This is a genomic window from Ruegeria sp. N10 (assembly GCF_056531545.1).
This window is the reverse complement of record NZ_JBQFLY010000016.1, coordinates 12,866-27,179: the sequence shown is the minus strand read 5'-3', so window position 1 is coordinate 27,179 and position 14,314 is coordinate 12,866. Positions and strand designations below refer to the sequence as shown.

The following is a 14,314-nucleotide window of genomic DNA, read 5'->3' as shown; positions in this document are numbered from 1 at the left end:
GCGGGGGAGTGCATCATTGGATGCGGAATACGTAATTGTCGGCGGAGGCATTGTCGGGCTGTCGATTGCCTATGGCCTTTTGAAGCACGGCAAGACGATTTGTGTTTTCGATGAAGGGGATGTTGCCTACCGCGCATCTCACGGAAATTTCGGCTTGGTCTGGGTTCAGGGAAAAGGGCTATCATACCCTGAATATGCCAAATGGAGCCAGCGCTCGGCTGCACACTTTCCTGCCTTTGTCAATGAACTGGAGGAACGCTCGGGCCAGTGTGTTTCATTGGTGCAGGATGGCGGATATTCCATTTACTTGAACGAGCAGGACATGGAACGGGATACAAAAAAGTATGAAACCCTCAAAAGACAACTGGAGGGGGTATATCCTTTCGAAGTCATGGGTCACACAGCATTAAAACGGGAAGAGCCCAACATCGGCACGACCGTTGCGGGTGCCATTTATTCGCCTGAAGATGGGCATCTGAACCCATTTGGTCTGATCATGGCTTTGTCATTTGGAATACGTTCTCTGAAGGGAACGATCAAAAAGCAGGCCAGGGTCAGAAGCATTACGCCGGGCGCGAATGATTTTTTCGTTGAGGCGGAAAACCGGATAACTTGCCGTGCGCAAAAAATCGTGCTTGCAGCCGGGCTTGGAGCCAGGGAATTGGGCCGTCAACTTGGATTTGAAGTGCCGATCCGCCCGCAGCAGGGGCAACTTTTGATCACAGAGAAACTACCAAAGCTCATGAACCGCCCAAACGTTGAAATCCGGCAGGTGAACGAAGGCGGCGTGCAAATTGGGGCGACCAAGGCCGAGGTTGGGATGGAAGATCGTGAAGACATCCCCACGATTGCCGCCTTGGCCCGTCACGCAGTTGAAATGTTCCCGATACTTGCACGAGCCAAATTGCTGCGCAGTTGGGCGGCACTCCGGATTGTATCACCTGATGGATTTCCAATCTATGCGCAGTCAACGGATCATCCCGGTGCATTTTTAATCACTTGCCATAGCGGAATTACACTTGCTGCCGCTCACTCGGAACATTTGACACGCTGGATAGCCGGTGAAAGCGACGCGCCCGATTTGACAGCCTTCAACATGGACCGGTTCGATGTTTCAGCGAATTAACCAGGATGGCGAGACGATCCTCTTCTCATTCAATGGCAAGACGCTGCAGGCCCAAGAAGGCGATACTTTGGCTGCTGCTTTATTATCCTGCAACGAGCGGGTTTTCCGCAATGCACAGTATGCCGACCGCGCTCGCGGGCCCTACTGCATGATGGGAAGTTGTTACGAGTGCCTGGTTGTACTCGACGGTGAAACTATTCAGGCTTGCCAGATTCTGGTGACCGACGGGATGGCTGTGCGTTCCCTGGAAGCCCTGGGAGAAGGCACATGACAGATCAGGACCTTGTTGTAATCGGGGCCGGCCCCGCTGGAATGGCGGCCGCAGTGACCGCTGCGGAACATGGGGCGTCTGTCACTTTGATCGATGAGCAATCTTCCCCCGGCGGGCAGGTGTTTCGAAACCTCTCCGGCTCCAGCCCCCGTCAAAGGCAAATCTTGGGGAGCGATTATTCGGAGGGTTTGGCTCTCGTTACCGAACTGCTGTCGGCTCCTGTCACTTATCATCCTTCTTCAACGGTCTGGGGCATCGACAATACCGGGGTTGTCACATTCTCCAAGGCCGCGGAACCGCATCAGGTCAGAGGCCGGTACGTCTTGGTGGCAACGGGTGCGCTGGAACGTCCCGTTCCCATTCCAGGGTGGACATTGCCGGGTGTTATGACGGCTGGTGCCGCGCAAATCTTGATGAAAACTTCGAGCCTCTTGCCATCGAACGCCGTGTTGGCGGGCTCGGGTCCTTTGCTCTATCTGTTGGCGGCGCAATTAATTAAGGCAGGCACGCCTCCGATTGCTTTGGTTGAAACGCAAACCATGTCGTCGTACTTGCGAGCATTGCGGCATATCAAAGGAGTGTTTGCTGGCTGGCGAACTCTGTCGAAGGGATTGAAATTCCTGCAGTTGATCCAGGAAGCAGGAGTGAAGCGCTACACTGGCGCGTTTGATTTAAGCGTGCAAGGACACGACAGGGCTGACGGTTTGGCGTTTCGTGTCGGAAGCCGGCAGTGTTCGATTGGGTGTGAAAACGTACTGCTGCATCAGGGCGTAGTCCCGAATACCCAAATCACCCGCTCCCTGCAATTGGAGCATAGCTGGTGTGACAGGCTACATTGTTTTCGTCCAAACACGGACAGATGGGGGCAAACGAGCAATCCAAAGGTGTTCGTTGCAGGTGACGGAGCCGGAATCGCAGGTGCCAAAGCGGCGGAATGTTTTGGACGCCTGGCATCAGTTCGGATTTTGCATTTACTCAACCGAATTGATCATCAACTGCTTAATGCCCTAGCCAAGGCGCCGACACTTGAGTTGACCCGCGAATTACCGCCTCGATCCTTTCTTGATATCCTTTACGCTCCGCCAAAGGCCATTTTGTGCCCTGGAGATGATGTTATCATTTGCCGGTGCGAAAATGTTACGGCAGGAACAATCCGAAATCTCGCGCGTGCGGGATGCGCTGGTCCCAATCAGGCAAAAGCCTACAGCCGGGTAGGTATGGGCAACTGCCAGGGGCGAAATTGCGGGCTCACTGTAACTGAGCTGTTGGCCCAGGAAAGCGGACACCACAAAGATGAAGTTGGATCTTTTCGAATTCGCACCCCGCTAAAGCCCGTCTCATTGCAAGAAACTGCCAAGCTTGGAAAATCAACTGCTGAAACTTTCTAAATCAAAAGTCCCTATGGTTGACGTCAATGCGATGCACCAGCGTCGGGTAAATGTCATTTTACGCACATCGCACCAGTTTAGTCTATGCACAGCATCTGGCGGTTTGACCAAGCTTCTCTACTCAGAGTGCAGTAATTACTAGAATGAAAAAATGTTCAGTCTGTTGCTGTCTAGACTTTTGGATTGGAGCTGCAATTCAGCCGGGTTTGGATGGCTTTAGCCACTGCCAGCGCAACATGGTCGCGCCCAGCTGCCGATACGATCTGAACGCCAATGGGCAACCCTGTTGAAGTGCGCGCTGCGGGCACTGTCACGGCGGGGCAGCCGCTAAGGTTATGGGCACTCAACTCGTTCCAGAAACTGAAACTTTGCGGCGTGCCTTCGTGCAACCGAGCGGGCCTTGGTGCCACCGGCCCAAGCAAGACATCATACTCTTCCATGAAATCCGCCAGACCGGCATTGAAGGCTTTTATCCGCTTTTCGAATGCGGTGTCTGTGCCGTATGGCGCTGACACTGATAGTTGCGGCATAAGTTTCCTTGACCCGGCAGTGCCACTGCGGATGGCGGACCTGGCAAGCTCATGCTTCCACAATCCTCCGTCCACCGACACCAAGGCCTCAAACAATTTGGACGCGTTGGACAGGCAGGCAGGAAAATCCTGGCAAAGGATAGCTTTTGCATCCTGCAAAGCAGCCGCGGCACCTCTCACGGCCTTGGTGGTATCATCGGAAACCTGATGGGCTCCGCTGCCGGTGTAGTAAGCCACCCGCAGGCCCGCCAGATCCACGTCCTCGATACTGCATGAGTAAACCGACTTGGCATCCGGATCATTTCCATCAGGACCGCTGATAACAGCCAGTGCCAGAGCGACGTCTTCGACGTCGCGCGCCATCGGTCCGACCTGTGTGAGCAGGTCAAGCATGCCCAGCCCATAGGAAACACAATGGCCGGTGCGCGGGACGAGACCGGCAGTTGGCTTAATACCAACTATCCCACAAACATGGGCCGGATCACGGATACTGCCGCCGGTGTCACTGCCGATGTCCAAAGCGGCACATCCAGCTGCCACCGCTGCCGCCGCACCGCCGCTGCTGCCACTGGGTGAGCGTGCCAGATCATGCGGGTTGTTGGTACGGCCATGCAGGGGGGGATTGGTATGCTCGGCCCGGTAAACAGTCAGCTCTGAAGTGTTGGTTTTGCCCAGAACGATGGCGCCGGCCTTGCGTAGGCGCGCCACAACGGTCGCATCCCGGTCGGGCACAAAACCAGCCCGAGCGGCCATTCCGTAGGTGGAGACAATGCCTTCGGTATCAAACGAGTCCTTGATTGTGACCGGAACCCCCATGAGCGGTCCCGAGAACCGGCCTTGGGCAATTTGCGCATCGGTCTTTTGCGCTTCGTCGAGCGCGCGTTCCGCGGCCAGAGTGACGACAGCATTGATGGCCGGATTTACTGCTGAAATGTGCTCCAGATGCAAGGTCACCAGTTCGCGCGCTGAGATCGTCTTGCGCTGCAATGCCGCGGCCATCTGGACTGCGGAAGCGAATAGCCATTCCTGCATCTGGAGCTTTTCCTCATTGCCGGAAGGGAGCACCACCCAAGTGCTCCCTTCTCATGTGAACCTTCAGCTGCATGACCAAATTCACGCAGCGGAAGCATACGGTGTCAGCCTGCAAACCCCATCTTATAATGATGCAAGTCGTAGGTGAGGTGCATTTCAGCTCCAAGAACACCAGGGCGTACATGACGGTAGAGCGAGCGCCAGTAGGGCTGGATCGTCACGCCCTCATCCTGAATGAGTTTCTGGATCTTTGCCATGACCGCGCGGCGCTTTTCCGCATCGGCAATTGCAAGCGCTTCATCGAGTAAGGCGTCGAACTCGGCATTTGCCCAGCCGAATTCGTTCCAAGGTTCGCCCGAGCGGTAGGCGACCGCCAGAATTTGAACAGCCAGCGCCCTGTGATTCCAGTTCGTTGAGGAGAACGGGTATTTGGCCCAGTCGTTCCAGAACGTCGATCCTGGCAGGACAGTGCGTTTCACCTTGATCCCGGCATCACGCAGTTGGGCCGCGACGGCATCCGTGGTGTTTCGGCGCCAGTCATCGTCGATGGACAGAAGCTCGTGCTCGTAATCTTCCATGCCAGCTTCTTTCATCAGTGCAAGTGCGGCTTCCGGGTCATGGACCGGCGGAGGAAGCTCAGCGTATTCCGGATGCACCGGGGCAACATGGTGGTTTTCCGCAGGAATGCCCTGGTTATTGTAGCCCAGTTCCAAGCACACCTTATTGTCCACGGCCATCGCAAGGGCGCGGCGGACCCGCACGTCCTCGTAGGGACGTATGCCGTTGACCTCGGCCTGCTGGTTGGGACGGATGACAATGGTCGATGCGGTGACCACCTCGGACCTTTCAAGTCCGATGCTGTCTAACAGCGAGATGTAATCGCCCAGCGATTCATATACCACATCAATCTCTTCCGACTCGGCCGCCGCCAGCCAGGAGGACGGATCGGTTCCGTAGTCAATGAATTCAATCCGGTCCAGGTATGGGCCGCCGTAGACCTCGGACCCCCACCATTCTTGCCCGGTATTGCGCACGAGTGCAGCTTTGTTCCCAACTTCCAGCTCTTCGATCAGATACGGGCCGGTTCCGATGTTCTTGTGTCCTTCCGCTGCATTGTAGGATTCGTGAATAATCGCAGCGGGATAGTCTGCCATTGCCGGAACAATCGAGATGTCCGGACGCGGCAGTTTCAGCCGAACGGTATGTGCGTCCACAACCTCGATCGCGCCCTCGATCGCCTTGCCAGTTTCCGGATCTACAAGCGTGCCCATTCGGCCTGCCATCGAGTTGCCGTCAACCGATTTATCACACCAGCCCACCAAATTGCGCGCGACATCTTCGGCGGTGAAATCATCCCCGTTGTGCCATTTCACGCCTTTGCGGACATTGAGCGTGTATTCGGTTGCGGTGTCGTTCACCTCCCAGCTCTCAAGCAGCATGCCCCGGAAGCTGCCGTCGTTGTTGTACTCGACCAGGTATTCCAGCGTGCTGCGCGTGAGGTTTCCCATCTCAGACCAGTCATAGGTGCGCGGTTCCTTGAGGCCCTGCACATTCATCTGGACGCGCAGTGTGCCGCCTTGTTTAGGCGTAGCGGCAGATTGGGCCTGGGCCGGACCAGCCTTGCCAAGCAAGCCGTAGGCGGCGGCTGTGCTGACGCCTAGGGCTGTGGCGCGGGCCAGGAATTCGCGGCGGCTGAGCTTTCCTTGCTGCACTTCCTCTGCGTGCATCCGGGCCGCGGGATGAATTAGGCTGTTCGTCTCATCGTGGGTCATTTTGATCTCCCTGTGGTAGTTTTGGCAGTGCGTTTTCAATAGGTTGCAAGCGACACTCCGCCTGCTTGCGGGGCTGGCGGAAACTCGCGTCTCATCTGCTCGATGAAGGCTTGTTTTTGGGCAGTAAAGTCAGGGTGGAAGAACAGATTCATATGTTCTCCCGGGTCTTCAGCGAGGTGGAACATCTCGCCCCATTCCGGGTTTTCCGGATAGATTGTGATCCGCCACTCCCCGGTAATAAGTGTTTGGTTGTAGGTCTCTTTGCGGGTCCGAGGATGATATTCTGCATAAAGGCAACTGCGACCTTCAGCGGCAGTAGCGTCCAGCATAGGCTGAAAGGACTGCCCGTCGTTTTCGCGGCGTTCCAACCCCAAGTGATCCTGAAGCGTTGCGCGCAGATCCAAGTGACTGGTGATACCCGCACGCGTGCCGGGCGCCACACCGGGGCCGGCGATGACCAGCGGCACATGCAGCAGCGGACGGTAGGGACTCGGCCCCTTGCGGATCAGCCCGTGGTCACCCAGCAGCTCGCCGTGGTCCGACGTGAAGATAATCAGGGTGTCTTCAGCCAGGCCCTGCGCCTCCAGCTTCGCCAGCAAGCGGCCGATGCAGTTGTCAATCATCGAAACCATGCCATATGTGTGGGCAATGGCCTGTCGCAGCGAGGCCTCCGAAAACCGCTGTGTGGTCTGCATGAAACCCTGCTCGCGCGGCGGCCCGGGATTGCGCAGGAAATCGACATAGCTCTTGCCGGCTTCCTCTCGATCGCCGTCCAGGATGTAGGACGGCATCGCTGCCAGTTCATCCGCTGTCAGAGCCGGGGCCGGAACCTCCTGCGGGTCGTACATATCGCACCAAGGGGCGGGTGGCGAAAACGGATGGTGCGGGTCGGGATAGGACACGAACAGGAAGAAGGGCTGCTCCCCATCCTGCTCCTCAAGAAAGCCGCAGGCCCGGTCGGTGATCCAAGTGTTGTAGTGAAGCTCTGGCGGGATTGCGGACTTCCAGACTTCGTCCAGATCTTCCGGCCCGGGCTCTAACGCATTTTCCGGCAGGTAAAGCGACGCTGCGTCCGGCGCAGTTTCCCGGAGCCAATTGGCATAATGACCGCCTTCGGTCGCGCTTACCGACTCGCCGATCAGAATGTCTACTTTGTCAAATCCGTAGAACGGGCCGGCCCAGCCTTCGCTTTGCGGCAACTCCCAGAACGCATTGGAATCTGGCATTTCATGTTCCGGCCCGGCCAGGATCGGCTGGAAGTGGAATTTCCCAGCTCCGTGGGTTCGATAACCTGCATCCTTCAGATCGTGCGTGATCAGCGGCAGGTCCTCGGGCAGGGCCACACCGTTGCGGGTCAGCCCGTGGTGCCGGGCGAACAGGCCGGAAAACAGGGTGGAGCGGCTTGGCGAGCAAATCTGATGGGGGGTGAAATGATTGCGGAACAGCGCGCCGCGCGCCGCCAGCGCGTCGATATGCGGTGTCCGCGCAACCGGGTTGCCGGTGCAGCCAAGGCTGTCCGCCCGCTGCTGGTCAGTCATGATCAGGATGACATTGGGTGGCATTGCAGATCTCCGGCTTGGCGCTGCCAAAAGCCTATTGCTTCCCCGAAATCCGGAAAAATACTATCTTTTGCCAATGATATTTGCAAAATGCATATCATGTTCACGCAGAAGCAATTGGAGATCTTCCGGGCAGTCATGCAGACCGGCTCCGTCTCGGCGGCGGGACGGCGGATGAACCTGTCCCAGCCCAGCGTCAGCCGGATTCTTGGTGATCTTGAGCGGCAATTCGGGGTGCCGCTATTTCAGCGCCAGAGCAAAGGCGTGAGGCCCACACCAGAGGCGGAGGCCTTTCTCGAGGAAGTGGAGCGGAACTACCTGGTGCTGACAAACCTTGAGGAGGCAGCAGCCCAGATCGCGCGCAAAGAGCGCGGTACGCTCTCAATAGCCACCATCACTGCCGCCTCGCTGGAAATTGTGCCTCGGGCACTGGAACGGATGCAAGTCAGGGAGAAGCAGATCAAAGTCTCCTGGCAGGTGAAATCCTCCAAATGGGTGCTGGATTTTGCCCGCTCCGGCACGCTCAGAACCGGATTCGCCAATGTCCTGCACATGCCATCCGGGATGCAGGTTCTGTACGAAAGCACCGTTCCGCATATGTGCTTTGTTCCCGAAGGGCATTCTCTGTCAGAAGAGAAAGGATCGCTGCCGCTGCGCAGCCTGCGCCCTTATCCGATCATCGGATTGCTGGGACAAGTTGCAGACGAGCTGGCGCTGCGCAACATCGGAGCAAATGTGCAATCACCGTTGACCGCAGAAACCTCGCTGGCCGCGCTCACCCTGTCGCAGCACTGCGGCGGCCTTCCCATCGTGGATGCGTTCACAGCCCACTACTGGCAGCAGCACAACAGCGGGCAGCCGCGTGTTGTTAGAGAGTTGCCATTCTACAGGTTCGCAGTGTTCGAGCCGCTTGGCTCCAGGGCCTCGATGATCGACAGGGATTTCCAAGCTTCCCTGATTGCTGAAATTGACAAGATTGTCTCCTGGGTAAACCAGCTGGCCTGATGACATTAGAAAGGTAGCCTCCGGCGTTGTCTTGCTCCTGCGCCGCCAGCTGAAATGAAGGCAAACACGCGGCCGGATATGGCTGCCTTACTATATTCGGCTGCATATCAGTTGCCTGGCACGACCTCGAAGTGGCCACCCGCTATTTCGCAGCCCCCAATTACTCTCCGGCGTCAACGGCCTATCCTGGCGGAACGACTTGGAACTGCCGATCGCATTGTCTGCGGTGCGAACTCGTCTTCAACTCGAAGGCGACATTTGTGCTTGTCGTTGCATGCGCTGATCCACCCTATTCGAGGAACGCAACTTTGGCCGGAGCCGTCACCACCTGCTGGATGGCTGCATTCGGTGGAACGGCCCAATTGCTTTGCACTCCCAATTGAGCGTCACTGCCCCTGATAACAATGTCGCGATTGGGTTGCTTGCCGTCATTGCCCCCGGCGACGGGGGGTGACGGCTTTGTCCTGTTCCTTGATACTTGTCGATGACTGCAGCGAAAGAGTAGCTCGAATTTCGGCGAGTTTGTCGCCTGTGAACGGCCGGTTTGGCGAATACCACCGAGCTGTCGAAAAATTCGCGCTGCGGAAGTTAGGGTTTTCTGCATCAGCAATAACTGCAAGGAGAACGGCGCCAAAGTCCCGCGTCTCGATTGTTAAGACAGACCGCCGTGAAAAGACGGTCTGAATTTGGGCCTTGACGACGACGATCAATGGCCGGTTCGGCGACATAAGCTGTATCGCAGAACATATCATGCAGCAAGTGCGAGGGTATTCTGCGCCAGCATTGGCAGCGCCAGCAAAAGGCGGCTCTGTCCCGCGTTGCAGTCATCCAGCATGCCGAAATGCTGCGCTTTTGGGGCAATGTCCGCTATGCGGGCGCGAGTGCAGCATTTTGATCTGATGGCCAAGGGCATCTGTGGGTGGCTCCTGCATTGCAAGAGTTTTCTGTCGATTTCTGCGGTTGTTTTCGTCAGTACCGTCGTCTGTCCGGCCTGTTTTTGCGGAGGTGTTCCGCTGGCCTTGATGAATTCCGCGAGCGAGGTTCCAATCGGCTTATCGACCTTTGAAGAGGCCGCTGACCTTCCCGGAGTGTCCTTGCTCTTGGTTGACTTACTTCCGCATCATCACTTCAACGTCTTGCATCTCGTGGGCAGTTAGCGGTTCAAAACGCGGGCTGCCGATATTCCTGTTTCTTCGTGAGCATGGCCCAAATGATCCTGGCGGCCTTGTTGGCCATGGCGGTGGTTGCCAGCCGGAACGGCTTGTCCGCGATGATCTTCGCCGTCCAAAGATCGACCTTCTCCGGCGCGCGCTTCGCCATGACTGCACGTGATGTCATGCTGACGACCAACAGCTTGCGAATGTAGCGGTCGCCTTTCTCGGTGATCTTGCCCAGCTTCTCTTTGCCGCCGCTGGATTTGTTGAGCGGGGTGAGCCCCAGCCAAGCGGCGAGATCTCTTCCTGTTCGGAACTGATGGGCGTCACCGATTGTCGCAACAATCGCAGAGGCTGTGATTGGCCCGATCCCCGGCATGCGCATCAGCCTGCGCGCATCTGCGCTCAGCATTGCGTGTTGCTCGATCATCTTGGAATAACCTTCGATGCGCTCGTTCAGGCCGATGAACTGATAGCACTGGATACCGAGCATGCCGTTCGCAATCTCAGGCATGTCCGGGTGGTCGCCATTCAGGTGACGCTTTGCAAAAGCGGTCACTGCTTCGATCCCAATCGGCAAAATGTGCCCAAACTCGCGCAGCAGGCTGCGGATCATGTTGGCCATCTGTGTACGTTGCCGGACTGCCAGATCCCGCGTGCGGTGGATCGACAGAATGGCTTGCTGCTCCTCCGTCTTGATCTCGACAAACCGCATGGTCGGGCGACGAACGGCTTCGCAGATCGCTTCCGCATCGACGGCGTCATTCTTGCCGCGCTTCACGTAGGGTTTGACGTAGCCAGCAGGCATCAGCTTTACATCGTGCCCGAGTTTGCGCAGCTGGCGGTCCCAGTGATGGGACGATCCACAGGCCTCCATGCCCACGACACAGGGCGGAAGTGTCTCAAAGAAGGCCAGCAGCTTCGCGCGTTTGATGGCTTTATTGAAGATCACACGGCCGTTCTCCGAAATGCCGTGAACTTGAAAAACATCCTTGGCCAGATCGAGACCTACGGTCTTTACTGTCATTGGGTGGCTCCTTTCCTAGCAGTCAATCACAACTGCACTTTGGCACATTCGATGCCGGTGGAGCAGGAGCCACCCACCTCATCCGCTCTGGGCCGCTTTATTCGCAGTCAAAGGCCCCGATGTCTTGGAGAACACGGTACGTGACTGCCTTTCGCTTTGAGAGATATGTTGTGTCTGGCATATCCATGTTCAGAGCAAAGACATAATTATCGCTCGCGCATTCCAGCCAGCCGACGAACCATCCGATGTCCATATCCGTTTTGCTGTACCACCAACCGGTCTTGGAACGCATGGTCCAATCTGGATGGAAATCGCTTACCATGATGCTCCTGGCCGCCGCATAGGTGGTTTTAGACAGTGGCAACCGTTCCAGGGCAAGTTTCGACAGGAACGCAACTTGTTCCTGCGCCGAGATTGAAAGTGTTCCGTCCAGCCAATAGGTGGTGAGCTGGTCGATGGTGCCGACATCTGCATTTCCGTACTGGAAGCTCTTCAACCCGTGCGCCATCACAGCCTGTCCCCCGGCTCGGGCAATCTCCTGATAGACCCAAACCACCGAGTATTGGAACGCGGATTCGAGTGAATGGTCGTGGTTCCATGCGCGGTTACTTCGTGGAACACTGTCCCACTGAAACACAGTTTCGGGCGTCGCCAATCCATTTTCCAGCGCAATCAAGCTGTGTGGGATCTTGGACGTGGAGGCTGGCGAAAATTGCTGTTGGGCGCGGACAGGATTTGCGACCCAAAGCTGGCCATCAGACAGGCGTTTGATCACAATCGTCGTGCTTTCAATCTCGCCGCCTCCGGCAGTTACATTGAGCTCGACATATACTGCATCGGCTGCGAGCGGCGACGACAGCGCAATGGCAAGCCATCCGGCGGCATAAAGGCCCAGAAAAATAGCGGCCTTCAATTGGACTTTCATGCTTCTGCGGCGATCTGAGGCGGCCAAACTTAGTCCTTTCCAATTCACGCCCGGATTATCCTTGGTGAGGCTTGCCTTGCCCTGTGTCGAGGTATTGTTTGAGGCTGCCCAGAAAAAACATATCCCAGCCCGCCTCACAAACATCATAGCATAGCAAGTCGGGGGTGAGCCCTTGGTGCCGCATCTCAATTCTAGAGCCACCTTCTTGTTCGGTGATTTGCCACAGCACCTTGGTGTTGAGCCACTCGGTTTCAATCTCTTTGGGTTGGCCCTCGTGGATGTGCAGGGCATCGACGCAGGTCCATTCGACATGTGTTGGTTGGTCAGTGCTGGTCAACTCGAACGTCCAATAGGACACGCCGGGTGGGAAGGTGAATTTAGCGCGGTCCCCGATGTTGTTCAGCGGCTGATCGGGTCGGGTCCACCAATGTGCGACACCCCTGGTTACCGCGTCGAATGCAGTGGAGGCGGATGCCTTGACGTCTATGGACTTTGTATAGCTTGGTGCGGTCATCTTGGTTGTCCTTAAGCAGCTTCGGCCCAATGGGGCGGAAAGGTTGCGGCGACATTTGGAAGGGTTTCGATCCGCCCAACCCAATCCGCGATATCAGGCGACACGGTCGCCAGGTCCGGCAAGTCAAGCGCTTGCATGATCATTGGCTTCGTCTCCATGGCCCGTTGGATCAGTCGCACATGGGGAAAGGCCACAGCGTCAGCCGCCCCCGGGCGTTCACCGGACAGAAATGGGGTTTCGGCCAAGATGTCGGCTAGGTTCGCAAGTTCGGACCGAAGCCTTTCGCTGGCGATTTTCAGGTCGTCGGTCGCTTGATCCGCGCCTTGGAAAAAGATGGGCGACAGCACACCGCTTGTGGCATCTGGCAGATAGTCGAAAATCTCCATGGTGCGCTGCCAGATCATCGCTGCGTCCAGCGGTGTTTCCCCAAACAAGGGTTTGGCCGGGTATTCCCGATCCAGCCAAGCCAGGATCGCAACGGATTGGCTTAGGGTCGTGTCGCCGTTTTTCACGGTCGGTACGGTGCCGCGTGGATTGATGGCAAGGTAGGCGTCTGACTTGTGCTCTTTTTGTGCGGCGGACAGCAGGTGGACGTCATAATCGAGGCCCTTGAAGGCCATTCCAAGGGTCGCACGCCAGGGGCTGGGGGCACCGCTTACGGTCCAGATTTCCAAGGACATACTCACATTCCTCCGTGGGTGGGTGTTTGCAGAGACATAGCCACCACGGTATGATCTGAAAAGTAGGCAGAATTTTTTGCTATACTATCGAAAATGATACTATTGAGGAAAACAAGATGTCCGAGGCCCTTGCTGATGCCGTTCAACCGGCTGTTCCCGACCAAAGCACATGCCCCGCGCCACGGGTGATCGGGATGATCGGCGGCAAATGGAAGCTGCTTATTCTGCAGATTCTGATCTTTCAGGGCACCAAGCGTTTTGGCGAATTGCGCAAATCCATCGACGGCATCACTCAGACGATGCTGACCAACCAGCTTCGCGCGTTGGAAGCTGACGGGCTGGTCACCAGAAAAGTCTATGCCGAGGTGCCGCCCCGGGTTGAATACTCTGCCAGCGCAGATGGACTGGCGCTGGCCCCGGTGTTCACATCGATGCACGACTGGTGGGTCAATCGGTCAGCTGGATCGTAACGCCTGATCGACGCGGTCAATTTCTGCTTCGTACCAAGCGATCGTTCCGGCAGGATCGTTGGAAAAGCTTTCCGCGAATGAGGCGGGCGCTTCGGTGACCTCGTCATACTGCGTCGCCCAAACCATCATCGACACCAAGGCGGGTAGAAAATCCTTGGATTTTTGTGTCGGAAAATAGCAAACGCTGCTGGCTTTGCGAGGGTCGGCTTCGCGGGTCAGCATGCCCAGCGTTTCAAGCTTGGATAGTCGGTTCGCAAGGATGTTGGTCGAGATGCCTTCGGGCGAGGCAAGGAACTCGCGGTAAGTGCGCTTGCCGTGCAGCAGGACATCCCTCAGCAAAAGAAAGCACCACTTGTCGCCGACGATGCCAGCGGCATAGCGGGTGGGGCATCCGTTCCATTGAGGTTTTTCGTTCGAGTTCATGATGCAGATATAGGCGACCGAAATGTACTTGCAATATGCAAGTGGCCGAAGTATTAAATTACTTGCAAAATGCAAGTGGAGAGAAAAATGCCTGCACCCTTCGTTTGGTACGACAACATGACGAACAAGCCGCTAGAAACGACCGTGTTCCTGCAATCGATGTTTGGATGGCAGCCCAAAGATATCGGCTCGATGACATTTCTGACCGAGCAAGGGGGCGACATGCCCTTCGCCGCCACTTGCAATGAGATGGACGGGATCACCGGCTGGGTGCCTTACTTTGAGGTTGATGATCTGGAGGCCGCGACAGGTCGCGCGCGCGAAAGCGGTGCCAGTATCATTGCCGAAAACGTCAAAGGCCCAGCAGGGGATGCAAGTTTCATCCGCGATCCCGGCGGCAGCCCAATGGCTCTTTGGAAGCGGGGCGAGGGGGCATGA

Annotated in this window: 15 protein-coding genes; 6 read left to right on the top strand and 9 right to left on the bottom strand. The window is 56.7% G+C overall.

What is annotated here, in order from left to right:
* The first annotated feature begins 16 nt into the window (after positions 1-16).
* From ACR0JI_RS17875 to ACR0JI_RS17865, 3 genes are read left to right on the top strand one after another with little or no spacing between them, the layout of a single operon-like run.
* Complete coding sequence (locus ACR0JI_RS17875; protein WP_480495784.1) at positions 17-1,126, top strand: NAD(P)/FAD-dependent oxidoreductase; 1,110 nt, start codon at positions 17-19, stop codon at positions 1,124-1,126.
* On the top strand, positions 1,110-1,397 hold the full coding sequence (locus ACR0JI_RS17870; protein WP_480495786.1) for a (2Fe-2S)-binding protein: 288 nt from the start codon (positions 1,110-1,112) through the stop codon (positions 1,395-1,397). The genes ACR0JI_RS17875 and ACR0JI_RS17870 overlap by 17 nt, the downstream gene beginning before the upstream one ends.
* Complete coding sequence (locus tag ACR0JI_RS17865; RefSeq protein ID WP_480495787.1) at positions 1,394-2,785, top strand: FAD/NAD(P)-dependent oxidoreductase; 1,392 nt, start codon at positions 1,394-1,396, stop codon at positions 2,783-2,785. The genes ACR0JI_RS17870 and ACR0JI_RS17865 overlap by 4 nt, the downstream gene beginning before the upstream one ends.
* Before the next feature lie 170 nt (positions 2,786-2,955).
* Here ACR0JI_RS17865 and ACR0JI_RS17860 read toward each other — a convergent pair whose 3' ends face one another.
* The 3 genes from ACR0JI_RS17860 to ACR0JI_RS17850 all read right to left on the bottom strand — a co-directional run bounded on the left by ACR0JI_RS17860 (position 2,956) and on the right by ACR0JI_RS17850 (position 7,681).
* On the bottom strand, positions 2,956-4,347 hold the full coding sequence (locus ACR0JI_RS17860; protein ID WP_480880155.1) for an amidase: 1,392 nt from the start codon (positions 4,345-4,347) through the stop codon (positions 2,956-2,958).
* A 104-nt stretch (positions 4,348-4,451) separates the two neighbouring features.
* Positions 4,452-6,119 (bottom strand): ABC transporter substrate-binding protein, encoded by a 1,668-nt coding sequence (locus tag ACR0JI_RS17855; RefSeq protein ID WP_480495791.1) that lies wholly within the window; start codon positions 6,117-6,119, stop codon positions 4,452-4,454.
* 35 nt (positions 6,120-6,154) lie between these two features.
* Positions 6,155-7,681: a sulfatase family protein gene (locus ACR0JI_RS17850; RefSeq protein ID WP_480495793.1), complete on the bottom strand. Its 1,527-nt coding sequence runs from the start codon at positions 7,679-7,681 to the stop codon at positions 6,155-6,157.
* 96 nt (positions 7,682-7,777) lie between these two features.
* On the opposite strand from ACR0JI_RS17850, the gene ACR0JI_RS17845 reads away from it, so the two are divergent.
* Complete coding sequence (locus ACR0JI_RS17845; RefSeq protein ID WP_480495795.1) at positions 7,778-8,683, top strand: LysR family transcriptional regulator; 906 nt, start codon at positions 7,778-7,780, stop codon at positions 8,681-8,683.
* Positions 8,684-9,431: 748 nt separating this feature from the next.
* Here the strand turns inward: ACR0JI_RS17845 and ACR0JI_RS17840 are convergent.
* The 5 genes from ACR0JI_RS17840 to ACR0JI_RS17820 form a co-directional block, all read right to left on the bottom strand.
* Positions 9,432-9,596 (bottom strand): hypothetical protein, encoded by a 165-nt coding sequence (locus ACR0JI_RS17840; RefSeq protein WP_480495796.1) that lies wholly within the window; start codon positions 9,594-9,596, stop codon positions 9,432-9,434.
* 248 nt (positions 9,597-9,844) lie between these two features.
* Positions 9,845-10,864, bottom strand: a complete 1,020-nt coding sequence (locus ACR0JI_RS17835) for an IS110 family RNA-guided transposase (protein WP_480495798.1) — start codon at positions 10,862-10,864, stop codon at positions 9,845-9,847.
* A 97-nt stretch (positions 10,865-10,961) separates the two neighbouring features.
* Positions 10,962-11,816 (bottom strand): penicillin-binding transpeptidase domain-containing protein, encoded by an 855-nt coding sequence (locus ACR0JI_RS17830; protein WP_480495800.1) that lies wholly within the window; start codon positions 11,814-11,816, stop codon positions 10,962-10,964.
* A gap of 28 nt (positions 11,817-11,844) precedes the next feature.
* The gene (locus tag ACR0JI_RS17825) at positions 11,845-12,303 is read right to left on the bottom strand and encodes an SRPBCC family protein (protein ID WP_170797358.1); all 459 of its coding nucleotides are present in this window, start codon (positions 12,301-12,303) and stop codon (positions 11,845-11,847) included.
* 11 nt (positions 12,304-12,314) lie between these two features.
* Entirely contained in the window at positions 12,315-12,983 is a 669-nt protein-coding gene (locus tag ACR0JI_RS17820; protein WP_480495802.1) for a glutathione S-transferase family protein, read from the bottom strand.
* A gap of 116 nt (positions 12,984-13,099) precedes the next feature.
* Between ACR0JI_RS17820 and ACR0JI_RS17815 the strand changes: the two genes are divergently transcribed.
* Positions 13,100-13,453 carry a winged helix-turn-helix transcriptional regulator gene (locus ACR0JI_RS17815; protein WP_170797354.1) on the top strand — a complete coding sequence of 118 codons (354 nt, stop codon included), beginning with the start codon at positions 13,100-13,102 and terminating at the stop codon, positions 13,451-13,453.
* Here ACR0JI_RS17815 and ACR0JI_RS17810 read toward each other — a convergent pair.
* Positions 13,439-13,876 carry a winged helix-turn-helix transcriptional regulator gene (locus tag ACR0JI_RS17810; protein ID WP_170797352.1) on the bottom strand — a complete coding sequence of 146 codons (438 nt, stop codon included), beginning with the start codon at positions 13,874-13,876 and terminating at the stop codon, positions 13,439-13,441. The two genes, ACR0JI_RS17815 and ACR0JI_RS17810, sit on opposite strands and share 15 nt — an antisense overlap.
* A gap of 87 nt (positions 13,877-13,963) precedes the next feature.
* Between ACR0JI_RS17810 and ACR0JI_RS17805 the strand changes: the two genes are divergently transcribed.
* A complete protein-coding gene (locus tag ACR0JI_RS17805) occupies positions 13,964-14,314 on the top strand; it encodes a VOC family protein (RefSeq protein ID WP_480495805.1) in 351 nt (116 codons plus the stop codon).